The sequence below is a fragment of the Pseudomonas sp. SWRI22 genome (assembly GCF_014268395.2).
Classification (GTDB): domain Bacteria; phylum Pseudomonadota; class Gammaproteobacteria; order Pseudomonadales; family Pseudomonadaceae; genus Aquipseudomonas; species Aquipseudomonas paracarnis.
The window spans coordinates 2522036-2540141 of the sequence record NZ_JABWQK020000001.1; the positions used below are offsets into that span (position 1 = coordinate 2522036).

An 18106-nucleotide genomic window follows, 5' to 3' on the forward strand; every position below is an offset into this window, starting at 1 on the left:
GGAGCCCTCGTGCCCACAGTTGAAATGGAACGTCGCCAGGTGGTGGTGATCGGTGCCGGGCCTTCAGGTGCCATCGCGGCCGCGCTGTTAAAGCGCAAAGGGCATGATGTATTGATCATCGAGCGCGAGCATTTCCCGCGTTTCTCGATTGGCGAAAGCCTGCTGTCGCACTGCATCGACTTCATCGAAGAAGCCGGCATGCTCGACGCTGTGCAAGCTGCAGGCTCCCAGGTAAAAACCGGCGCGGCCTTCGCCTGGGGCGAGCGCTACAGTGCCTTTGATTTCAGCGACACCTTCAGCAACGGCAAGCCCACCACCTTCCAGGTGCAGCGCGGCGAGTTCGACAAATTGCTGGCCGACCAGGCGGCGTTGCAAGGCGTGGAAATCCGCTACGGCCAAACCATTGTCGGCGTGGATTTTTCTGCCGAGAGCCGGTATTTGCATGTGCGCCGCCAGAATGGCAGCGAGTACCACCTCAAGGCCAGGTTCGTGCTCGATGCCAGCGGCTACGGCCGTGTGTTGCCACGCCTGCTGGACCTGGAAGCACCGTCGAATTTCCCGCAGCGCCAGGCCGTATTCACCCACGTCGAAGACCGTATCGAACACCCAGGCTTTGACCGCAGCAAAATCCTGGTGACCACTCACCCGACCAAGCGCGATATCTGGTTCTGGACCATCCCGTTCAGTAACGGCCGTTGCTCGGTAGGCGTGGTCGCAGCCAAAGAGCATTTCGAGGGTGCCGACAGCGACCTCGACGCCTGCCTGCGCGGCTTTATCGAGCAAACCCCAAGCCTGTCCGCCGTGCTGCAAAATGCCGTCTGGGATACCCCGGCGCGCACCATCGGCGGCTACTCGGCCAACGTCAAAACCCTGCACGGTCCAGGCTTTGCGCTACTGGGCAATGCGGCGGAATTCCTCGACCCGGTGTTCTCTTCCGGCGTGACCATTGCCATGCGTTCGGCCAGCATGGCCGCAGGAGTGCTGCACCGCCAATTGAGCGGAGAAACGGTGGACTGGCAAACCGAGTTCGCCGAACCGCTCAAGCGCGGTGTCGATACCTTCCGTTGCTACGTCGAGGGCTGGTACGCGGGCACGTTCCAGGACGTGATTTTCCATCCTGGCAGTTCACCGGAGATTCGCCGCATGATCAGCTCTATCCTGGCCGGTTACGCCTGGGATGAACGCAACCCGTTTGTCAGCGAGCCGAAACGGCGCTTGCGGATGTTGTCGGATATTTGTGCGAGTGAAGCGGTATGAGCAGCCCTGGCGTTGAAAAAAACTACCTGAGTCAAAACTACGTCGAAGAAACCAAGTTCGGCTTCTGGTTCCTGCGCAGCCATACCTGGCAGCATCACGTATTGCGCGTGGCGATCAATGACCTGCGCAGCCTGTTCAGCGAGCCGCTGCCGGTGGCGCCGGTGTTGCTGGATGCCGGTTGCGGCCAGGGCAAATCCTTCCAGTTGCTGCATCAGGTGTTCGCGCCTTCGCGCCTGATCGGCCTGGATGCCGACCCTCACAGCCTGGCACTGAGCCGTGAAGAAGCCGCGCGGCTGGGCCTGGACGTCGAGCTGATCGGCAGCGACTGCGCGACCCTCAACCTAGCGGATGCCAGCGTCGATATCCTGTTCTGCCACCAGACCTTCCATCATCTGGTGGAACAACATCGCGCACTCAAGGAGTTCTATCGGGTGCTCAAGCCGGGCGGCTATCTGCTGTTTGCCGAATCCACCGAAGCCTACATCGACACCTGGGTGATTCGCTGGCTGTTCCGCCACCCGATGCATGTGCAGAAAAGCGCCGAAGAGTACCTGGAGATGCTGCGCGAGCAGGGCTTTGAGTTCGCTGCTCAGAACATTTCGTACCCTTACTTGTGGTGGAGCCGTTCCAGTGACTTCGGCCTGCTGGAACGTTGGGGCCTGCGCAAGGCACCGCCGGTGGGCCAGCGCGAGGAAACCCTGGTCAACTGCGTGGCCCGTAAACCTGTGGAGAATACGGCCCCATGATGCGCCTGCTGTTGATAAGTTGCCTGTTGCTGCTCAGCGCCTGTGCCAGCCAGGCGCCGCTGCCGGAAAAAATACCGGCCCTGGCCTTGCCGATGCAATTGCATGTGCAGCGCCTGGCGGACAGCCAGAGCCAGGACTGGCTGCTGGTGATCCAGCGCGAAGGCCGCGCGATTCGCTGGTCGATGATGGACCCGCTGGGCATTCCCCTGGCCCGGCAAAAACTGCTTGATGGGCAGTGGCAGGCAGACGGCTTGCTGCCGCCCAACCCCCAGGCGCGCACGCTATTTGCCGCGCTGCTGTTTGCCCTGACCGCGCCCGGTGACGTACCGGCGTTGTATCCCACTGCCCAGGCGATGGACCTGACGCGCACGCTGCCGGGCCACTGGCAGATCGTCTATCAGTCTTCCGAGGTGTTCAGCGTGAACATGGCCGACCCGCCGCTGAGTTACCGCATCAGCCCGCTGGGTGTGAGCCGATGACCGCCTACCTCAACGCCCTTGGCGTGATCTGCGCCCTTGGCCGTGGCCAGGCGCAAGTCAGCCGCAAGCTGTTTGCCGGCGACTGCTCGGGCATGCGTGCCGAAAGCGGCTGGGTGCCGGAGCGCGTCGTGCCGGTGGCCGCCGTACACGGCGAACTGGCGAGCCTGCCCCCGGAACTGGCCCAGCAAAGCAGTCGCAATAACCAGTTGCTGTTGGAAGCGGCGCTGCAGATCGAAGATCAGATTCGTCAGGCCATCCAAACCTACGGCGCTGACCGGGTCGGGGTTGTGCTGGGCACCAGCACCTCGGGCATTGACGAAGCCAGCCGTGGCATTGCCCATTACCTGCAGAACACGCAGTTCCCCGCTGACTACGATTACCAGCAACAGGAACTCAGCGCCCCGGCCAACTTCCTCGCCGACTGGTTGAACGTGAGCGGCCCGGCCTATGTGATTTCCACCGCCTGCACCTCCAGCGCCCGAGCATTGATGAGCGCCCAGCGCCTGTTGGACCTGGGGGTGTGCGATGCGGTGATCTGCGGCGGCGTGGACAGCCTGTGCAAGCTGACGCTGAACGGGTTTACCGCGCTGGAAGCAGTGTCTGCCGAGCGCTGTAATCCGTTCTCGGTGAACCGCAACGGCATCAATATCGGTGAAGCGGCGGTGCTGTTCCTGATGAGCCGCGAGCCGGCCCCCATCGCCTTGCTGGGCAGCGGCGCCAGTTGCGACGCGCACCATATCTCCGCGCCCGAGCCCAGCGGCAAGGGCGCGTTGCTGGCCATGCGCAAGGCCTTAGCCTGCGCGAAGCTTTCGCCCGAGCAGATCGGCTACCTGAACCTGCACGGCACCGCGACCCAACACAACGACGCCATGGAAAGCCTGGCGGTCGCCAGCCTCTTTCCAGGCGGCGTCGCCTGCTCATCGACCAAGCCCATGACCGGCCACACCCTCGGCGCTGCCGGGGCACTGGAAGCCGCGTTCTGCTGGCTGAGCCTGACCCATCGCCTGCTGCCACCCCACGTATGGGACGGCCATCCCGACCCGGCGCTGCCCGCCTTGCAATGGGTGCGCAGCGGCGACAGCTTGAAAAAACCCTGCCTGATGAGCAACTCGTTTGCCTTCGGCGGTAACAATGTCAGCCTGATAATCGCAGAGGCCCCATGATCGATTGGCCACTCGCCGAACTGCTGCCCCATGCGGGCGACATGATCCTGATCGACCAGGTGCTGTCGTTCGATGAAGAGCAGATCCACACCCGCGTCACCGTCAAGCCCGGCGGCCTGTTCAACCGTGCTGACGGCAGCCTGCCAGCCTGGGTCGGCATCGAGCTGATGGCGCAAAGCGTCGCCGCGTATGCCGGTTGCCATGCACGCCAGCAAGGCAAGGCCGTGGAACTCGGTTTCCTGTTGGGCACACGTAAGTTCGAGTGCAACGTGGAGCACTTTCCGGTCGGTGCCGAGCTGCATATCCACGGCCTGCGCTCCCTGGAAGACGACAACGGCATGGGCGTGTTCGAATGCCACCTCACCGGCGACGGTATCCAGGCCAGCGCGCGCTTGAACGTATTTCGACCGCCCCAGGCGGCCAACTATTTAGATGAATCGAAGGACGAAACGCCATGACTGAATCCGTACTGGTCACCGGCTCCAGCCGTGGTATCGGCCGCGCCATTGCCCTGCGCCTGGCCCAGGCCGGCCATGACATTGTGCTGCATTGCCGCAGCGGTCGTGCCGAAGCCGACGCGGTACAGCTCGAGGTCCAAGCCCTGGGGCGCGAGGCACGCGTGCTGCAGTTCGACGTGGCGGATCGCGCTGCGTGCAAAGAGATCCTTGAGGCCGATGTGGAGCAGCATGGCGCCTATTACGGCGTGGTGCTCAATGCCGGCCTGACCCGCGACGGCGCCTTTCCTGCTCTGTCGGAAGACGATTGGGATGTGGTGATGCGCACCAACCTGGATGGTTTCTACAACGTGCTGCACCCGGTGATGATGCCGATGATTCGGCGCCGCGCCGCCGGGCGTATCGTGTGCATCACCTCGGTGTCCGGGCTGATCGGCAACCGCGGCCAGGTCAACTACAGCGCCTCCAAAGCCGGCTTGATCGGCGCGGCCAAGGCGCTGGCCATCGAGCTGGGCAAGCGCAAGATCACCGTCAACTGCGTGGCGCCGGGCCTGATCGACACCGCGATGCTGGATGAAAACGTGCCGGTAGAAGAACTGATGAAAATGATCCCGGCCCAACGCATGGGCACGCCGGAAGAAGTCGCCGGCGCCGTGAACTTCCTGATGTCGGCCGAAGCCGGCTATATCACGCGCCAGGTGCTGGCCGTGAACGGGGGCCTGTGCTGATGAAGCGCGTTGTCGTCACCGGCATGGCCGGCGTGACCTCCCTGGGCAGCGACTGGGACACCATCGCCGCCAACTTTCGCGCCAACCGCAGCGGCATTCGGCGCATGGATGAGTGGGACCGTTTCACCGAACTGAACACGCGCCTGGCCGGCCCTATCGACGATTTCGTCGTGCCTGCTCACTGGACGCGCAAACAACTGCGCAGCATGGGCCGCGTCTCGCGCCTGGCCGTGTGGGCGGCGGAGCAGGCCTTGCAAGACGCCGGCCTGCTCGGTGACGAGTCGATCAAGGACGGACGCATGGGCGTGGCCTGTGGCTCGTCCACCGGCAGCACCGATGAGATCAAGGCGTTTGGCAATATGCTGCTCAACTCGGTGGCCGAGGGGCTCAATGCCAACTCCTATGTGCGCATGATGCCCCACACCACGGCGGCAAATATCAGCATCTTCTTTGGTCTCACGGGCCGGCTGATTCCTACCTCCAGCGCCTGCACCAGCGGCAGCCAGGGCATCGGCTACGCCTATGAGGCAATCAAGTTCGGGCGCCTGCCGTTGATGCTCGCGGGCGGCGCAGAAGAACTGTGCCCCACCGAAGCTATGGTCTTCGATGCGTTGTACGCCACCAGCCTGAAAAACGATGCGCCGCAAACCAGCCCGCGCCCCTACGACAGCGGCCGCGATGGCCTGGTGATCGGTGAAGGTGGCGGAATGTTGGTGCTCGAAGAGTTGGAGCACGCGTTGGCGCGAGGCGCGCATATTCACGCTGAACTGGTTGGCTTCGGCAGCAACGCCGACGGCCAGCACACCACCCGCCCGGAACAGAAAACCATGCGCCGCGCCATGGAGCTGGCCCTGGAAGACGCAGGTCTTGAACCGTCCGCCATCGGCTACGTGAACGGCCATGGCACGGCTACCGATCAGGGCGACATCGCCGAAACCCTGGCCACCAGCAGCCTGTTTGGCAGCCGCATGCCGATCAGTTCACAGAAGAGTTTCCTCGGCCACACCCTGGGTGCCTGCGGCGCGCTGGAATCGTGGTTCAGCATCGAGATGATGAACCGCGACCAGTACGTGCACACCTTCAACCTGGACGCGGTCGACCCGCAATGCGGCGAGCTGGACTACCTGCAAGGTGGCTTTCGCCAGATGCACAACGACTACGTGATGAACAACAACTTTGCCTTCGGCGGCGTCAACACCTCGTTGATCTTCCGCCGCTGGAGCTGACTTTTTAATCGACTGGAGAAAACGGAATGTCTTCCCTGCTACGCGCTACCCTGATCACGCTGGCCCTGCTGACCACGGCTGGCTGCACCAGCAAACCGGTGCTCAACACCCAGCACGAGTTGCCGGCCACGAGCCAGGTCAGCGAAGAAAAAATGAAACAGGTGATCGTCGCCGCCCTGCAAAAACGCGAGTGGACGGTACAACGCCTGAGCCCGCAACTGGTGCAGGCCGAGATCACCGTGCGCGGCCAGTTCTACGCCGCAATCGACATCCGCTACACCCGCAACAGCTACGCCATCACCTACCGCGACAGCCGCGACCTGGGCTACAAGGACGGTAAGATCCATCGCAACTACAACCGTTGGGTGAGCATGCTGGATCGGGATATTCTGGCGGGGTTGCGTACTTACAGCGTGAATGAAGCAAATACTTCGCCCCAAAACTGACCCCCTTGTGGCGAGGGAGCTTGCTCCCGCTGGACTGCGCAGCAGGCCCATTTTTTAGGGCCGCTACGCGACCCAGCGGGAGCAAGCTCCCCTCGCCACAGGTTATTGAGCGGCCTTACGCGTCAACAACTCCACAAACCCTTTCGCCATTGGCGTTTGCGCGCCCTTGCGCTGCACCAGCCACACCGCCGTCACTGCCTGCGGGTCGAGCAAGGTGCGATAGACCACGCCATCAATGCGGATGCGCTGGTAAGACGCCGGCAGCACCGACACCCCCAACCCCGCCGCCACAAGGCCGATGATGGTCATTGCTTCCCCTGCTTCCTGAGCAAAGTGCGGGCTGAACCCGGCGTCGCGAGCGAGGTTGAGCAACTGCGCGTACAAGCCGCTGCCGTAACTGCGCGGGAAGAACACGAAAGGCTCCTCGGCCAATTGCTCCAGATGCAAGCCGCGCTCACTGCCTTGCGCCAACGGGTGGCCGGCGCTCAATACCGCGACCAAGGGTTCGCGCATCAACTCGATCACGTTCAGTGAGTCGGGCAAGGGCAAAGGCCGCATCAACCCAACCTGAATCGACTCGTCCACCAGCGACTCGGCTACTTGGGTGCTGCTCATTTCTTGCAGGTTCAGATGCACCGCCGGGAATGCCTGGCGGAAGGCAAAGATCGCCTGGGGAATGCTGGCGTTGAACGGCGCAGACGAGGTGAAGCCGATCTTCAATTCACCCAGTTCCCCCAACTGCGCACGCCGCGCCACATCTGCCGCCTTGTCGACCTGGGCCAGCACCAGCCGTGCCTCTTGCAAGAACAAGCGCCCGGCCTCGCTCAGCTCGACCCGACGATTGGTACGCTCGAACAAGCGTGCGCCCAGCTCGTGTTCCAGCGCCTGGATCTGCTGGCTCAGGGGCGGCTGCGAGATGCCCAGCACCTGCGCGGCGCGGCCGAAGTGCAGTTCTTCGGCAACGGCGATGAAGTAGCGCAAATGGCGAAATTCCATGCAAGCCTCATTAGGTCGTAAAAGCTATCAAACAGGTCGAACAATATATTGGAAAGAATCATTAGCCAGCTATATGCTTTTTCGTATTGTCAGTCCTGGCAGACTTTCCTCCCCGAGGTCCCTCGTGAATCCTGCTGTTGCTCCACTTGCCCAACACACCCCGCCCTCAGCCCTTGATGACGTGGTGGCGCAGCTCAACGACGCGTACATCGAAAAAGGCACGCCGATGTTCATGCGCACCGTGCTGGCACTGTTCTCCGGCGGCTTCGCCACCTTTGCGCTGTTGTATTGCGTGCAGCCGATGATGCCGGCGCTGTCCCACGAGTTTTCCATCAATGCGGCGCAAAGCAGCCTGATTTTGTCCGTCGCGACCGCCATGCTCGCCTGCGGCCTGCTGATCACCGGGCCGATATCCGACAGGCTGGGGCGCAAGCCGGTGATGGTCGCTGCGTTGTTCTGTGCGGCGCTGGCCACCATCGCCAGCGGCTTGATGCCGAGCTGGGAGGGCATCCTGTTGATGCGTGCACTGGTGGGCTTGTCCTTGAGCGGCCTGGCCGCCGTGGCCATGACCTACCTCAGCGAAGAGATCCACCCGCAGCACATCGGCCTGGCCATGGGCCTGTACATCGGCGGCAACGCGATTGGGGGCATGAGCGGGCGCCTGATCATCGGCGTGTTGATCGACTTCGTCAGTTGGCACACTGCAATGCTGATCATCGGCGCCCTGGCGTTGATCGCTGCCACGGTGTTCTGGAAGATCCTCCCCGAATCGCGCAACTTCCGCGCCACCAGCCTCAAGCCACGCAGCCTGGTGGACGGCTTTGTCATGCACTTCAAGGACGCCGGCCTGCCGTGGCTGTTTCTCGAAGCCTTCCTGCTGATGGGCGCCTTCGTGACAATGTTCAACTACATCGGCTATCGCCTGCTGGCCTCCCCCTACGATCTGAGCCAGGCGGTGGTCGGTTTGCTGTCAGTGGTGTACCTCTCGGGCATCTACAGCTCGGCCAAGATCGGCTCACTGGCCGACCGCCTCGGCCGCCGCCGCGTGCTATGGGGCACCATCGTGCTGATGCTCGCCGGCATGGCCCTGACGCTGTTCACCCCGCTGTGGTTGGTGGTGCCAGGCATGCTGGTGTTCACCTTCGGCTTCTTCGGCGCCCACTCGGTCGCCAGCAGCTGGATCGGCCGCCGCGCAGTGAAAGCCAAGGGGCAGGCGTCGTCGCTGTACCTGTTCTGCTATTACGTGGGGTCGAGCATTGCCGGGACTGCGGGTGGGTTTTTCTGGCACTTTGCCGGGTGGAACGGGATTGGCGGGTTTATCGTCGCGCTGCTGATTGGCGCGTTGCTGGTGGCGTTGAAGCTGGCGAAGTTGCCGCCACTGGGCCATGTGAAAGCCTGAGGCGACTGGCTTTATGTGGGAGCTGGCTTGCCTGCGATAGCGGTGTTGAATTCGCCGCCGCCATCGCAGCGATGCGGCGACCCGACAAGCCAGCTCCCACATTTTGTTTTGCGTTTTACTCGTGGTATTGCGCCGACAGTTCGTGCACTGCGCGCAAGAACGCACCCGCGTGCTCCGGGTTCACTTCCGGTGTGATGCCGTGGCCAAGGTTGAACACGTGGCCACTGCCCTTGCCATAGCTGGCCAGGATGCGTCCGACTTCGGCGCGGATCGCTTCTGGCTTGGCGTACAGCACGGTCGGGTCCATGTTGCCTTGCAGGGCAACCTGGTTGCCGACGCGACGGCGCGCTTCGCCGAGGTCGCAGGTCCAGTCCAGGCCCAATGCATCGGCGCCCGCGTCAGCGATGCTTTCCAGCCACAGGCCGCCGCCTTTGGTGAACATGATCACCGGAACCTTGCGGCCTTCGTGTTCACGGATCAGGCCGCTGACGATCTTGCGCATGTAGGCCAGGGAGAACTCCTGGTACGCCGCCGACGACAGGTTGCCACCCCAGGTGTCGAAAATCTGTACCGCTTGGGCGCCTGCCATGATCTGGCCGTTGAGGTAGGACGTGACCGACTGCGCCAGCTTGTCCAGCAACAGGTGCATGGCTTGCGGGTTGTCGTAGAGCATGGCTTTGGTCTTGCGGAAGTCTTTCGACGAGCCGCCTTCAACCATGTAGGTGGCCAGGGTCCAGGGGCTGCCGGAGAAACCGATCAGCGGCACGCGGCCGTTGAGCTCGCGGCGGATGGTGCTCACAGCATCCATCACGTAGCCCAGGTCTTTGTGTGGGTCAGGGATCGGCAGGGCTTCGATATCGGCCAGGGTGCTGACGACTTTCTTGAAGCGCGGGCCTTCACCGGTTTCGAAGTACAGGCCTTGGCCCATGGCGTCCGGGATGGTGAGGATATCGGAGAAGAGGATGGCCGCATCCAGTTGTGGGTAGCGGTCCAGCGGCTGCATCGTGACTTCGCAGGCGAACTCCGGGTTCATGCACAGGCTCATGAAATCACCGGCGTTGGCGCGACTGGCGCGGTATTCCGGCAGATAGCGACCGGCTTGACGCATCATCCACACCGGGGTGACGTCTACGGGTTGCTTGAGCAGGGCACGAAGGAAACGGTCGTTCTTGAGGGCAGTCATGTCGGCATCCGCAAAAAAAGTGCGGGCATTTTCTCAGAGCGCGACGCAAAAGGCACGGAATGCACCGTGCCTTTTGTCTATCGGGTCAATTTGTCGCGGCAATGCCGCCGCAGGATCGCTCCCACGCTCCGCGTCATGCTGTTCGGGACGCGGAGCGTCCCTGGCGGCATTCCCACGCAGAGCGTGGGAACGATCATCAGACTTGCAGGTAGTCCAGGATGCCTTCGGCGGCGTTACGGCCTTCGAAGATCGCGGTGACCACCAGGTCCGACCCGCGCACCATGTCGCCACCGGCGAAGATCTTCGGGTTGCTGGTCTGGTGCTTGTACTGGCCTTGTTCCGGGGCCACGACGCGGCCCTGGCTGTCGGTCTGGATTTCGAACTGCTCGAACCACGACGCCGGGCTTGGGCGGAAACCGAAGGCGATGACCACGGCGTCAGCCGGGATGATTTCTTCGGAACCCGGGATCGGCTCGGGGCTGCGACGGCCACGGGCGTCCGGTTCGCCGAGACGGGTCTCGACCACCTTCACACCTTCCACACGGTCTTCACCGACGATGGCGATCGGCTGGCGGTTGTAGAGGAATTTCACGCCTTCTTCCTTGGCGTTCTTCACCTCTTTGCGCGAGCCGGGCATGTTGGCTTCGTCACGGCGATAAGCGCAGGTCACCGACTTGGCGCCCTGGCGGATCGAGGTGCGGTTGCAATCCATCGCGGTGTCGCCACCGCCCAGCACCACGACCTTCTTGCCCTTCATGTCGACGAAATCTTCCGGCGACTTTTCAAAGCCCAGGTTGCGGTTGACGTTGGCGATCAGGAAGTCGAGCGCGTCATACACGCCGGGCAAGTCCTCACCGGCAAAGCCGCCCTTCATGTAGGTGTAGGTGCCCATGCCCATGAACACCGCATCGTATTCGGCGAGCAGTTGCTCCATGGTGATGTCTTTGCCGATTTCGGTATTGAGGCGGAACTCGATACCCATGCCAGTGAACACTTCACGACGGTGGCTGAGTACGGTTTTTTCCAGCTTGAACTCAGGGATACCGAAGGTCAGCAGGCCACCGATTTCTGGGTTCTTGTCGAACACCACCGGAGTCACGCCGCCACGCACCAGCACGTCGGCACACCCCAGGCCAGCAGGGCCCGCGCCGATGATCGCGACGCGCTTGCCTGTTGGCTTGACCTTGGACATGTCCGGGCGCCAGCCCATGGCGAACGCCGTATCGGTGATGTACTTCTCCACCGAACCGATGGTCACCGCGCCGAAGCCGTCGTTGAGGGTGCAGGCACCTTCACACAGACGGTCTTGCGGGCACACCCGGCCGCAGACTTCCGGCAGGGTGTTGGTCTGGTGCGACAGCTCGGCGGCGGCGAGGATGTTGCCCTCGGCCACCAGTTTGAGCCAGTTGGGAATGAAATTGTGCACCGGGCACTTCCATTCGCAATACGGGTTACCGCACCCCAGGCAGCGGTGGGCCTGGTCGGCCGAGTGCTGGGGTTTGAAGGGTTCGTAGATTTCCACGAACTCTTTCTTGCGTTGACGCAACAGTTTCTTCTTCGGATCTTTGCGCCCGACATCGATGAACTGGAAGTCGTTATTCAGACGTTCAGCCATGTTAAAACCTCATCAAACTGTTCAGGCGCATATCACTGCGGGTTGGCACGGATGCTGGAAAGCAACGATTTCAGGTTGGCAGCCTTGGGCTTGACCAGCCAGAAACGACGCAGGTAATCATCGAGGTTTTCGGCGAGGTTACGACCCCATTCGCTGCCGGTTTCCTCGACGTACTCGTCCAGCACGTGCTGCAAGTGGTTCCGGTAGGATTCCATGGCTTCGCCGCTGATACGCTGGATCTCGACCAACTCGTGGTTGACCTTGTCGACGAAGGTGTTGTCCTGGTCGAGCACGTAGGCGAAACCGCCGGTCATGCCCGAACCGAAGTTGTAACCGGTCTTGCCCAGTACCGCGACAAAGCCTCCGGTCATGTACTCGCAGCAGTGATCGCCAGTGCCTTCCACCACGGTGTGGGCACCGGAGTTACGCACGGCGAAACGCTCACCGGCAGTACCTGCGGCAAACAGCTTGCCACCGGTGGCGCCGTACAGGCAGGTGTTGCCGATGATGGCACTGTCCTGGGTCTTGTACACGCTGCCAGCCGGCGGAACGATGACCAGTTTGCCGCCAGTCATGCCCTTGCCCACGTAGTCGTTGGCGTCGCCTTCCAGGTACATGTGCAGGCCGCCGGCGTTCCACACGCCGAAGCTCTGGCCCGCAGTGCCCTTGAAGCGGAAGGTGATCGGCGCTTTCGCCATGCCCTGGTTGCCGTGCTTGCGTGCGATTTCGCCGGAGATGCGTGCGCCGATGGAACGGTCGCAGTTGCAAATATCCAGGGCGAATTCGCCACCGCTGGCGTCGTTGATCGAGGAGCCGGCCATTTCGACCATTTTCTCGGCCAGCAGGCCTTTGTCGAACGGTGGGTTGCGGTCCACCTGGCAGAATTGTGGCTTGTCTGCCGGGATGTGATCGCTGCCCAACAGCGGCGTGAGGTCCAGATGTTGTTGCTTGGCGGTCTGGCCTTCGAGGATGTCCAACAGGTCGGTGCGACCGATCAGCTCTTCCAGCGAACGCACGCCCAATTTGGCCAGCCACTCACGGGTTTCTTCGGCGACGTAGGTGAAGAAATTCACCACCATGTCGACGGTGCCGATGTAGTGATCCTTGCGCAGTTTTTCGTTCTGAGTCGCCACGCCGGTGGCGCAGTTGTTCAGGTGGCAGATGCGCAGGTATTTGCAGCCCAGGGCGATCATGGGCGCAGTGCCGAAGCCGAAACTTTCGGCTCCGAGGATCGCGGCCTTGATCACATCGAGGCCGGTTTTCAGGCCGCCGTCGGTCTGTACTCGCACCTTGCCGCGCAGGTCGTTGCCGCGCAGGGTCTGGTGGGTTTCGGCCAGGCCGAGTTCCCACGGTGCACCGGCGTACTTGATCGAGGTCAGCGGCGAAGCGCCGGTGCCGCCGTCGTAGCCGGAGATGGTGATCAGGTCGGCATAGGCCTTGGCCACACCGGCTGCGATGGTGCCGACGCCGGCTTCTGCCACCAGTTTCACCGAGACCAGGGCCTGGGGGTTGACTTGTTTGAGGTCGAAGATCAACTGCGACAAGTCTTCAATCGAGTAGATGTCGTGGTGCGGCGGTGGCGAAATCAAGGTCACGCCCGGTACGGCGTAACGCAGCTTGGCGATCAGACCGTTGACCTTACCGCCTGGCAATTGACCACCCTCACCCGGCTTGGCGCCTTGGGCCACCTTGATCTGCAGCACCTCGGCATTCACCAGGTACTCCGGGGTCACCCCGAAACGGCCGGTGGCCACCTGCTTGATCTTCGAGCTTTTGAGCGTGCCGTAGCGCGCCGGGTCTTCACCGCCTTCGCCGGAGTTGGAACGCGCACCCAGGCGGTTCATGGCTTCGGCCAGGGCTTCGTGAGCCTCGGGCGACAAGGCGCCCAGGGAAATACCGGCGGAGTCGAAGCGCTTGAGGATCGATTCCAGCGGCTCGACTTCGGCGATGTCCATCGGCGTGTCCAGGGTCTTCACCTTGAACAGGTCGCGGATCATCGACACCGGGCGGTTATCCACCAGGCTCGTGTATTCCTTGAACTTGGCGTAGTCGCCCTGCTGCACAGCGGCTTGCAGGGTGTTGACCACGTCCGGGTTGTAGGCATGGTATTCGCCACCGTGCACGAACTTGAGCAGGCCACCTTGCTGGATCGGCTTACGCGCGCTCCAGGCTTCGGCGGCCAGGGCTTTCTGCTCGGCTTCGATGTCGACGAAACGCGCACCCTTGATGCGGCTCGGTACGCCACGGAAACTCAGCTCGCAGACTTCTTCGGACAGACCGATGGCTTCGAACAACTGCGCGCCACGGTAGGAGGTGACGGTGGAGATACCCATCTTCGACAGGATCTTCAGCAGGCCCTTGGTGATGCCCTTGCGGTAGTTCTTGAACACCTCATAGAGGTCGCCCAGCACTTCACCGGTACGGATCAGGTCACCCAGCACTTCGTACGCGAGGAACGGGTACACCGCCGAAGCGCCGAAACCGATCAGCACCGCAAAGTGATGCGGGTCGCGGGCAGTGGCGGTTTCCACGAGGATGTTGGAGTCGCAGCGCAGGCCTTTTTCGGTCAGGCGGTGGTGCACCGCACCGGTCGCCAGGGACGCGTGGATCGGCAACTTGCCAGGCGCGATATGGCGGTCGGTCAGTACGATCTGGGTACGACCGGCACGCACGGCTTCTTCAGCCTGGTCAGCAACGTTACGCACTGCGGCTTCAAGGCCCAGGCTCTCGTCGTAGTTCAGGTCGATGATCTGACGATCGAAGCCCGGACGCTCAAGGGTCATCAGCGAGCGCCATTTGGCCGGGGAAATGACCGGCGAGCTGAGGATCACACGGGAGGCATGCTCAGGCGATTCCTGGAAGATGTTGCGCTCGGCGCCGAGGCACACTTCCAGGGACATCACGATGGCTTCACGCAGCGGGTCGATCGGCGGGTTGGTCACCTGGGCGAACTGCTGGCGGAAGTAGTCGTACGGCGTGCGTACGCGCTGGGACAGCACGGCCATTGGCGTGTCATCGCCCATGGAGCCGACGGCCTCGTAGCCTTGCTCACCGAGCGGACGCAGCACCTGGTCGCGCTCTTCGAACGTGACCTGGTACATCTTCATGTACTGCTTGAGCTGGTCCACGTCATAGAAAGCCGAACCGTGGTCGTTGTCTTCCATGGTCGCCTGGATGCGCAGGGCGTTCTTGCGCAGCCATTGCTTGTACGGGTGACGGGACTTCAAGCGGTTGTCGATGGCGTCGGTATCGAGGATCTGCCCGGTCTCGGTGTCCACGGCCAGGATCTGGCCAGGGCCCACACGGCCTTTGGCGATCACGTCTTCAGGCTTGTAGTCCCACACGCCGATTTCCGAGGCGAGGGTGATGAAACCGTTGGTGGTGGTCACCCAACGCGCCGGGCGCAGGCCGTTACGGTCGAGCAGGCACACCGCATAGCGGCCGTCGGTCATGACCACGCCGGCCGGGCCGTCCCACGGTTCCATGTGCATCGAGTTGTACTCGTAGAACGCACGCAGGTCCGGGTCCATCGTCTCGACGTTCTGCCACGCTGGCGGAATGATCATGCGCACGCCACGGAACAGGTCGATGCCGCCGGTGACCATCAGTTCGAGCATGTTGTCCATGCTGGAGGAGTCGGAACCCACGCGATTGACTAGCGGGCCGAGCTCTTCGAGGTCCATCAAATCGTTGGCGAACTTGGTGCGACGGGCCTGGGCCCAGTTGCGGTTGCCAGTGATGGTATTGATCTCGCCGTTGTGGGCGAGGAAGCGGAATGGCTGGGCCAGCGGCCATTTCGGCAGGGTATTGGTGGAAAAGCGCTGGTGGAACACGCAGATTGCGGTTTGCAGGCGCTCATCGCTCAGGTCTGGATAGAAGGCGGTGAGGTCCGCCGGCATCATCAGGCCTTTATAAATGATGGTCTTGTGGGAAAAGCTGCAGATGTAATGGTCGGTGTCGGCGGCGTTGAGCACCGACGAACGACGACGGGACGTGAACAGCTTGATCGCCATGTCCTGGTCGCTCAGGCCATCGCCGGCGATGAACACTTGTTCGATCTGCGGCAGGCGCTCCAGGGCCAGGCGGCCGAGTACGCTGGTGTCGATGGGCACTTTGCGCCATCCGACAATTTGCAGGCCGGCGGCGGCGATCTCGCGGTTCATGTTCTCGCGAGCGGCTTCGGCTTTTACCGGGTCCTGGTTGAAAAACACCATGCCCACGGCGTACTGCTTGGGCAGTTCGACCGCGAATTGCTCTTTGGCGACAGCGCGCAGGAACTGGTCGGGCTTTTGAATCAGCAAGCCACAGCCGTCACCGGTCTTGCCGTCGGCGTTGATCCCACCGCGGTGGGTCATGCAGGTCAGGGCCTCGATGGCCGTTTGCAAAAGGGTATGACTGGGTTCGCCCTGCATGTGGGCTATCAGGCCGAAACCGCAGTTATCCTTGAATTCATCGGGTTGGTACAGACCTGCTTTCATAGACACTTTCTCACCAGGCTGCCTCTTTTACCGAGGCAAATTTCTTTTCAATTCAACCGGTTACCTTCCACGCCGAACGTACGCCGGCTTAGCGGGGGCAAAAGGGAGGTCATTGTACACACCGACACAGACGCTCACAAATTTAGCGACGAAATGTCGCAAATCTATGTCGCATTTATGAAAGGTTTAAAGCGATATGCTGTGCTAGTCAAAACTTTTTTAATTCTGACCGCTACGACTCAAAAGCCACTGTGACGCAGACACCACAAAGCGCGCGGTCTCGGGAGACTGCACGCACTTGCGGATTTTTTGAGGTGCCGGGAGGGCGGCCTGGGTAAGGCCGCCGGATCTTCAGCGAGTTGCTGCCAGTTCTTGTTGAACGCTGGCAACAGTGCGAGGCCAAGGTTTACCAGCCTGAACCTTCGCTGGCAAGGCCTTGATGGCAGAATCGGCTGCGGCGCGGCTTGGGAAGCTGCCGTAGGTGATCACATAGAGAGGCTTGCCGTTGAGCACTTTCTTGAAATAACGGTACTGGCCGCCCTGCTCTTTGACGAATGCCTGGGCATTGGCTTCGGAGCTGGTGCCGAGGATCTGCACCACAAAGTTACCGGTAGGCTGGCTGCTGTACCAGCTGCTGCCAGCAGCGTCGGCTTTGGCAACGGTGGCGGCTGGTTTTTCCGCTGGCTTGGCGGCAGGGGCTGGTTTGGCGGCTGGCGCTGGTGCGACAGGCTTGGTCACCGGAGCAGGCTTGGCGGTAGCAACGGTGGGCGCCGGCGTCGGAGTCGGCTTGGCGACCGGAGCAACCGGCGTCGCTGGCACACCGGCCGGTACGCCTGCAGGTGGCGCGGTGGTGGTCACGGTCGGCGGCGTGGCGCTGGAGCCTTCCACCGGCACACCGTCGTCACCTTCGGAGATGCCACCGGCTTCTTCGGCAAGAGGGCCGCGCATCACAGGTTGGCCGACCATCGGCAGGTTGGTCGGTTGGCCGGAGTTGGCAAATTCGACGTTTGGCGTGGGCTTGCCCAGTGGCAACTGCGCCTGTTCGGTTGGCGCGCCAGTGGTTGTCGGTGCTTTGTTGCGGCCCGGGATCAACCAGGCGGCGGCAACAGCGACCACGACAACGGCGGAAATAGCCAATACGTGCTTCTTAGGCATAGTGAACCCCATCTTTGGACGCTTGACCGCAGAGCGGCTGGCAATCATGGCTTCGATCATGGCATCGCGGGCAACCTGGTTGATGTTTCCAGGCCAGCCATCGGAGCTTTCGTGAATATCAGAGATCTGCGCAGCGGTGAAAAGTTCGATACCCGCCCCTGCGCCTTCAAGACGTTGTGCAAGGTATTCGCGGGTTTCTTCCTCTTCGTACGGCTGCAACTCGATGACGTGAAACAGCTCCTGCTCACCGCTGATCTGCTCCAGATCGGCGATCAACGACGACTCACCGAACAGGAACACATGCGGGCGACCTTCCGGCGTACCCGCTGCCAGGGCCAGCAAGGCTTCCAGGGCCGATTCGTCGAGCTGCTCGGCATCGTCTACCAGCAGGTAGACTTCCTGGCCGGTCAGGCCCAATTGCACCACCTGCTTGAGAATCGCGTTCGGCTCGGCGTTGGAGACGTTCAACGCTTGCGCCACCTCGCGCAGTACGCCAGCCGCATCACCGGCACCGCGGGCAGACACCACCACGCTCTGCACCGATTGTTTGTTGGTGCTGGCCACCAGCGCCTGGCGCAGCAAGGTCTTGCCGCTGCCCAGAGGGCCGGTCACCACCAGCAGCAACTGGCTGTAGCGCGCAAGGTGATGCAACTGCCCAAGTACCGGCTTGCGCTGGGCGGGGAAGAACTTGAAACCCGGCACCCGTGGTGCGAAGGGGTCGTGGCTCAAGTGATAATGGCCGAGGAACGCCTCGTCGGCATGCAAACTAGTCATCGGGTC

Annotated in this window: 14 protein-coding genes; 9 read left to right on the forward strand and 5 right to left on the reverse strand. The window is 62.1% G+C overall.

The window, feature by feature from the left end; all coding sequences use genetic code 11:
* Nucleotides 1-9: 9 nt before the first annotated feature.
* The 8 genes from HU730_RS11100 to HU730_RS11135 are packed head-to-tail and all read left to right on the forward strand — an operon-like array spanning nucleotide 10 to nucleotide 6500.
* Nucleotides 10-1257 (forward strand): NAD(P)/FAD-dependent oxidoreductase, encoded by a 1248-nt coding sequence (locus tag HU730_RS11100; protein WP_186526765.1) that lies wholly within the window; start codon nucleotides 10-12, stop codon nucleotides 1255-1257.
* A complete protein-coding gene (locus tag HU730_RS11105) occupies nucleotides 1254-2003 on the forward strand; it encodes a class I SAM-dependent methyltransferase (RefSeq protein WP_186526764.1) in 750 nt (249 codons plus the stop codon). Before HU730_RS11100 ends, HU730_RS11105 begins: the two co-directional genes overlap by 4 nt.
* Nucleotides 2000-2482, forward strand: a complete 483-nt coding sequence (locus tag HU730_RS11110; protein WP_186526763.1) for a hypothetical protein — start codon at nucleotides 2000-2002, stop codon at nucleotides 2480-2482. The genes HU730_RS11105 and HU730_RS11110 overlap by 4 nt, the downstream gene beginning before the upstream one ends.
* Nucleotides 2479-3645: a beta-ketoacyl-[acyl-carrier-protein] synthase family protein gene (locus HU730_RS11115; RefSeq protein WP_186526762.1), complete on the forward strand. Its 1167-nt coding sequence runs from the start codon at nucleotides 2479-2481 to the stop codon at nucleotides 3643-3645. Before HU730_RS11110 ends, HU730_RS11115 begins: the two co-directional genes overlap by 4 nt.
* On the forward strand, nucleotides 3642-4103 hold the full coding sequence (locus HU730_RS11120; RefSeq protein WP_034125584.1) for a hotdog family protein: 462 nt from the start codon (nucleotides 3642-3644) through the stop codon (nucleotides 4101-4103). The genes HU730_RS11115 and HU730_RS11120 overlap by 4 nt, the downstream gene beginning before the upstream one ends.
* Complete coding sequence (gene fabG, locus HU730_RS11125; RefSeq protein WP_014716589.1) at nucleotides 4100-4828, forward strand: 3-oxoacyl-ACP reductase FabG; 729 nt, start codon at nucleotides 4100-4102, stop codon at nucleotides 4826-4828. The genes HU730_RS11120 and fabG overlap by 4 nt, the downstream gene beginning before the upstream one ends.
* Nucleotides 4828-6054 (forward strand): beta-ketoacyl-ACP synthase, encoded by a 1227-nt coding sequence (locus HU730_RS11130; RefSeq protein WP_032893933.1) that lies wholly within the window; start codon nucleotides 4828-4830, stop codon nucleotides 6052-6054. Before fabG ends, HU730_RS11130 begins: the two co-directional genes overlap by 1 nt.
* A gap of 26 nt (nucleotides 6055-6080) precedes the next feature.
* Nucleotides 6081-6500: a hypothetical protein gene (locus tag HU730_RS11135; protein ID WP_003187927.1), complete on the forward strand. Its 420-nt coding sequence runs from the start codon at nucleotides 6081-6083 to the stop codon at nucleotides 6498-6500.
* Nucleotides 6501-6602: 102 nt separating this feature from the next.
* Here the strand turns inward: HU730_RS11135 and HU730_RS11140 are convergent, their stop codons facing one another.
* Nucleotides 6603-7496, reverse strand: a complete 894-nt coding sequence (locus HU730_RS11140; protein ID WP_034125583.1) for a LysR family transcriptional regulator — start codon at nucleotides 7494-7496, stop codon at nucleotides 6603-6605.
* A gap of 124 nt (nucleotides 7497-7620) precedes the next feature.
* On the opposite strand from HU730_RS11140, the gene HU730_RS11145 reads away from it, so the two are divergent.
* Nucleotides 7621-8895: an MFS transporter gene (locus HU730_RS11145; RefSeq protein WP_186526761.1), complete on the forward strand. Its 1275-nt coding sequence runs from the start codon at nucleotides 7621-7623 to the stop codon at nucleotides 8893-8895.
* A 115-nt stretch (nucleotides 8896-9010) separates the two neighbouring features.
* On the opposite strand, the gene hemE is transcribed toward HU730_RS11145, so the two are convergent.
* The 4 genes from hemE to HU730_RS11165 all read right to left on the reverse strand — a co-directional run bounded on the left by hemE (nucleotide 9011) and on the right by HU730_RS11165 (nucleotide 18100).
* Entirely contained in the window at nucleotides 9011-10078 is a 1068-nt protein-coding gene (hemE, locus tag HU730_RS11150) for a uroporphyrinogen decarboxylase (RefSeq protein ID WP_034125581.1), read from the reverse strand.
* A 196-nt stretch (nucleotides 10079-10274) separates the two neighbouring features.
* Nucleotides 10275-11693: an FAD-dependent oxidoreductase gene (locus HU730_RS11155; RefSeq protein ID WP_046070563.1), complete on the reverse strand. Its 1419-nt coding sequence runs from the start codon at nucleotides 11691-11693 to the stop codon at nucleotides 10275-10277.
* A 32-nt stretch (nucleotides 11694-11725) separates the two neighbouring features.
* Complete coding sequence (gene gltB, locus HU730_RS11160; protein WP_186526760.1) at nucleotides 11726-16171, reverse strand: glutamate synthase large subunit; 4446 nt, start codon at nucleotides 16169-16171, stop codon at nucleotides 11726-11728.
* Nucleotides 16172-16522: 351 nt separating this feature from the next.
* On the reverse strand, nucleotides 16523-18100 hold the full coding sequence (locus tag HU730_RS11165) for an AAA family ATPase (protein ID WP_186526759.1): 1578 nt from the start codon (nucleotides 18098-18100) through the stop codon (nucleotides 16523-16525).
* Between the last annotated feature and the right edge of the window lie 6 nt (nucleotides 18101-18106).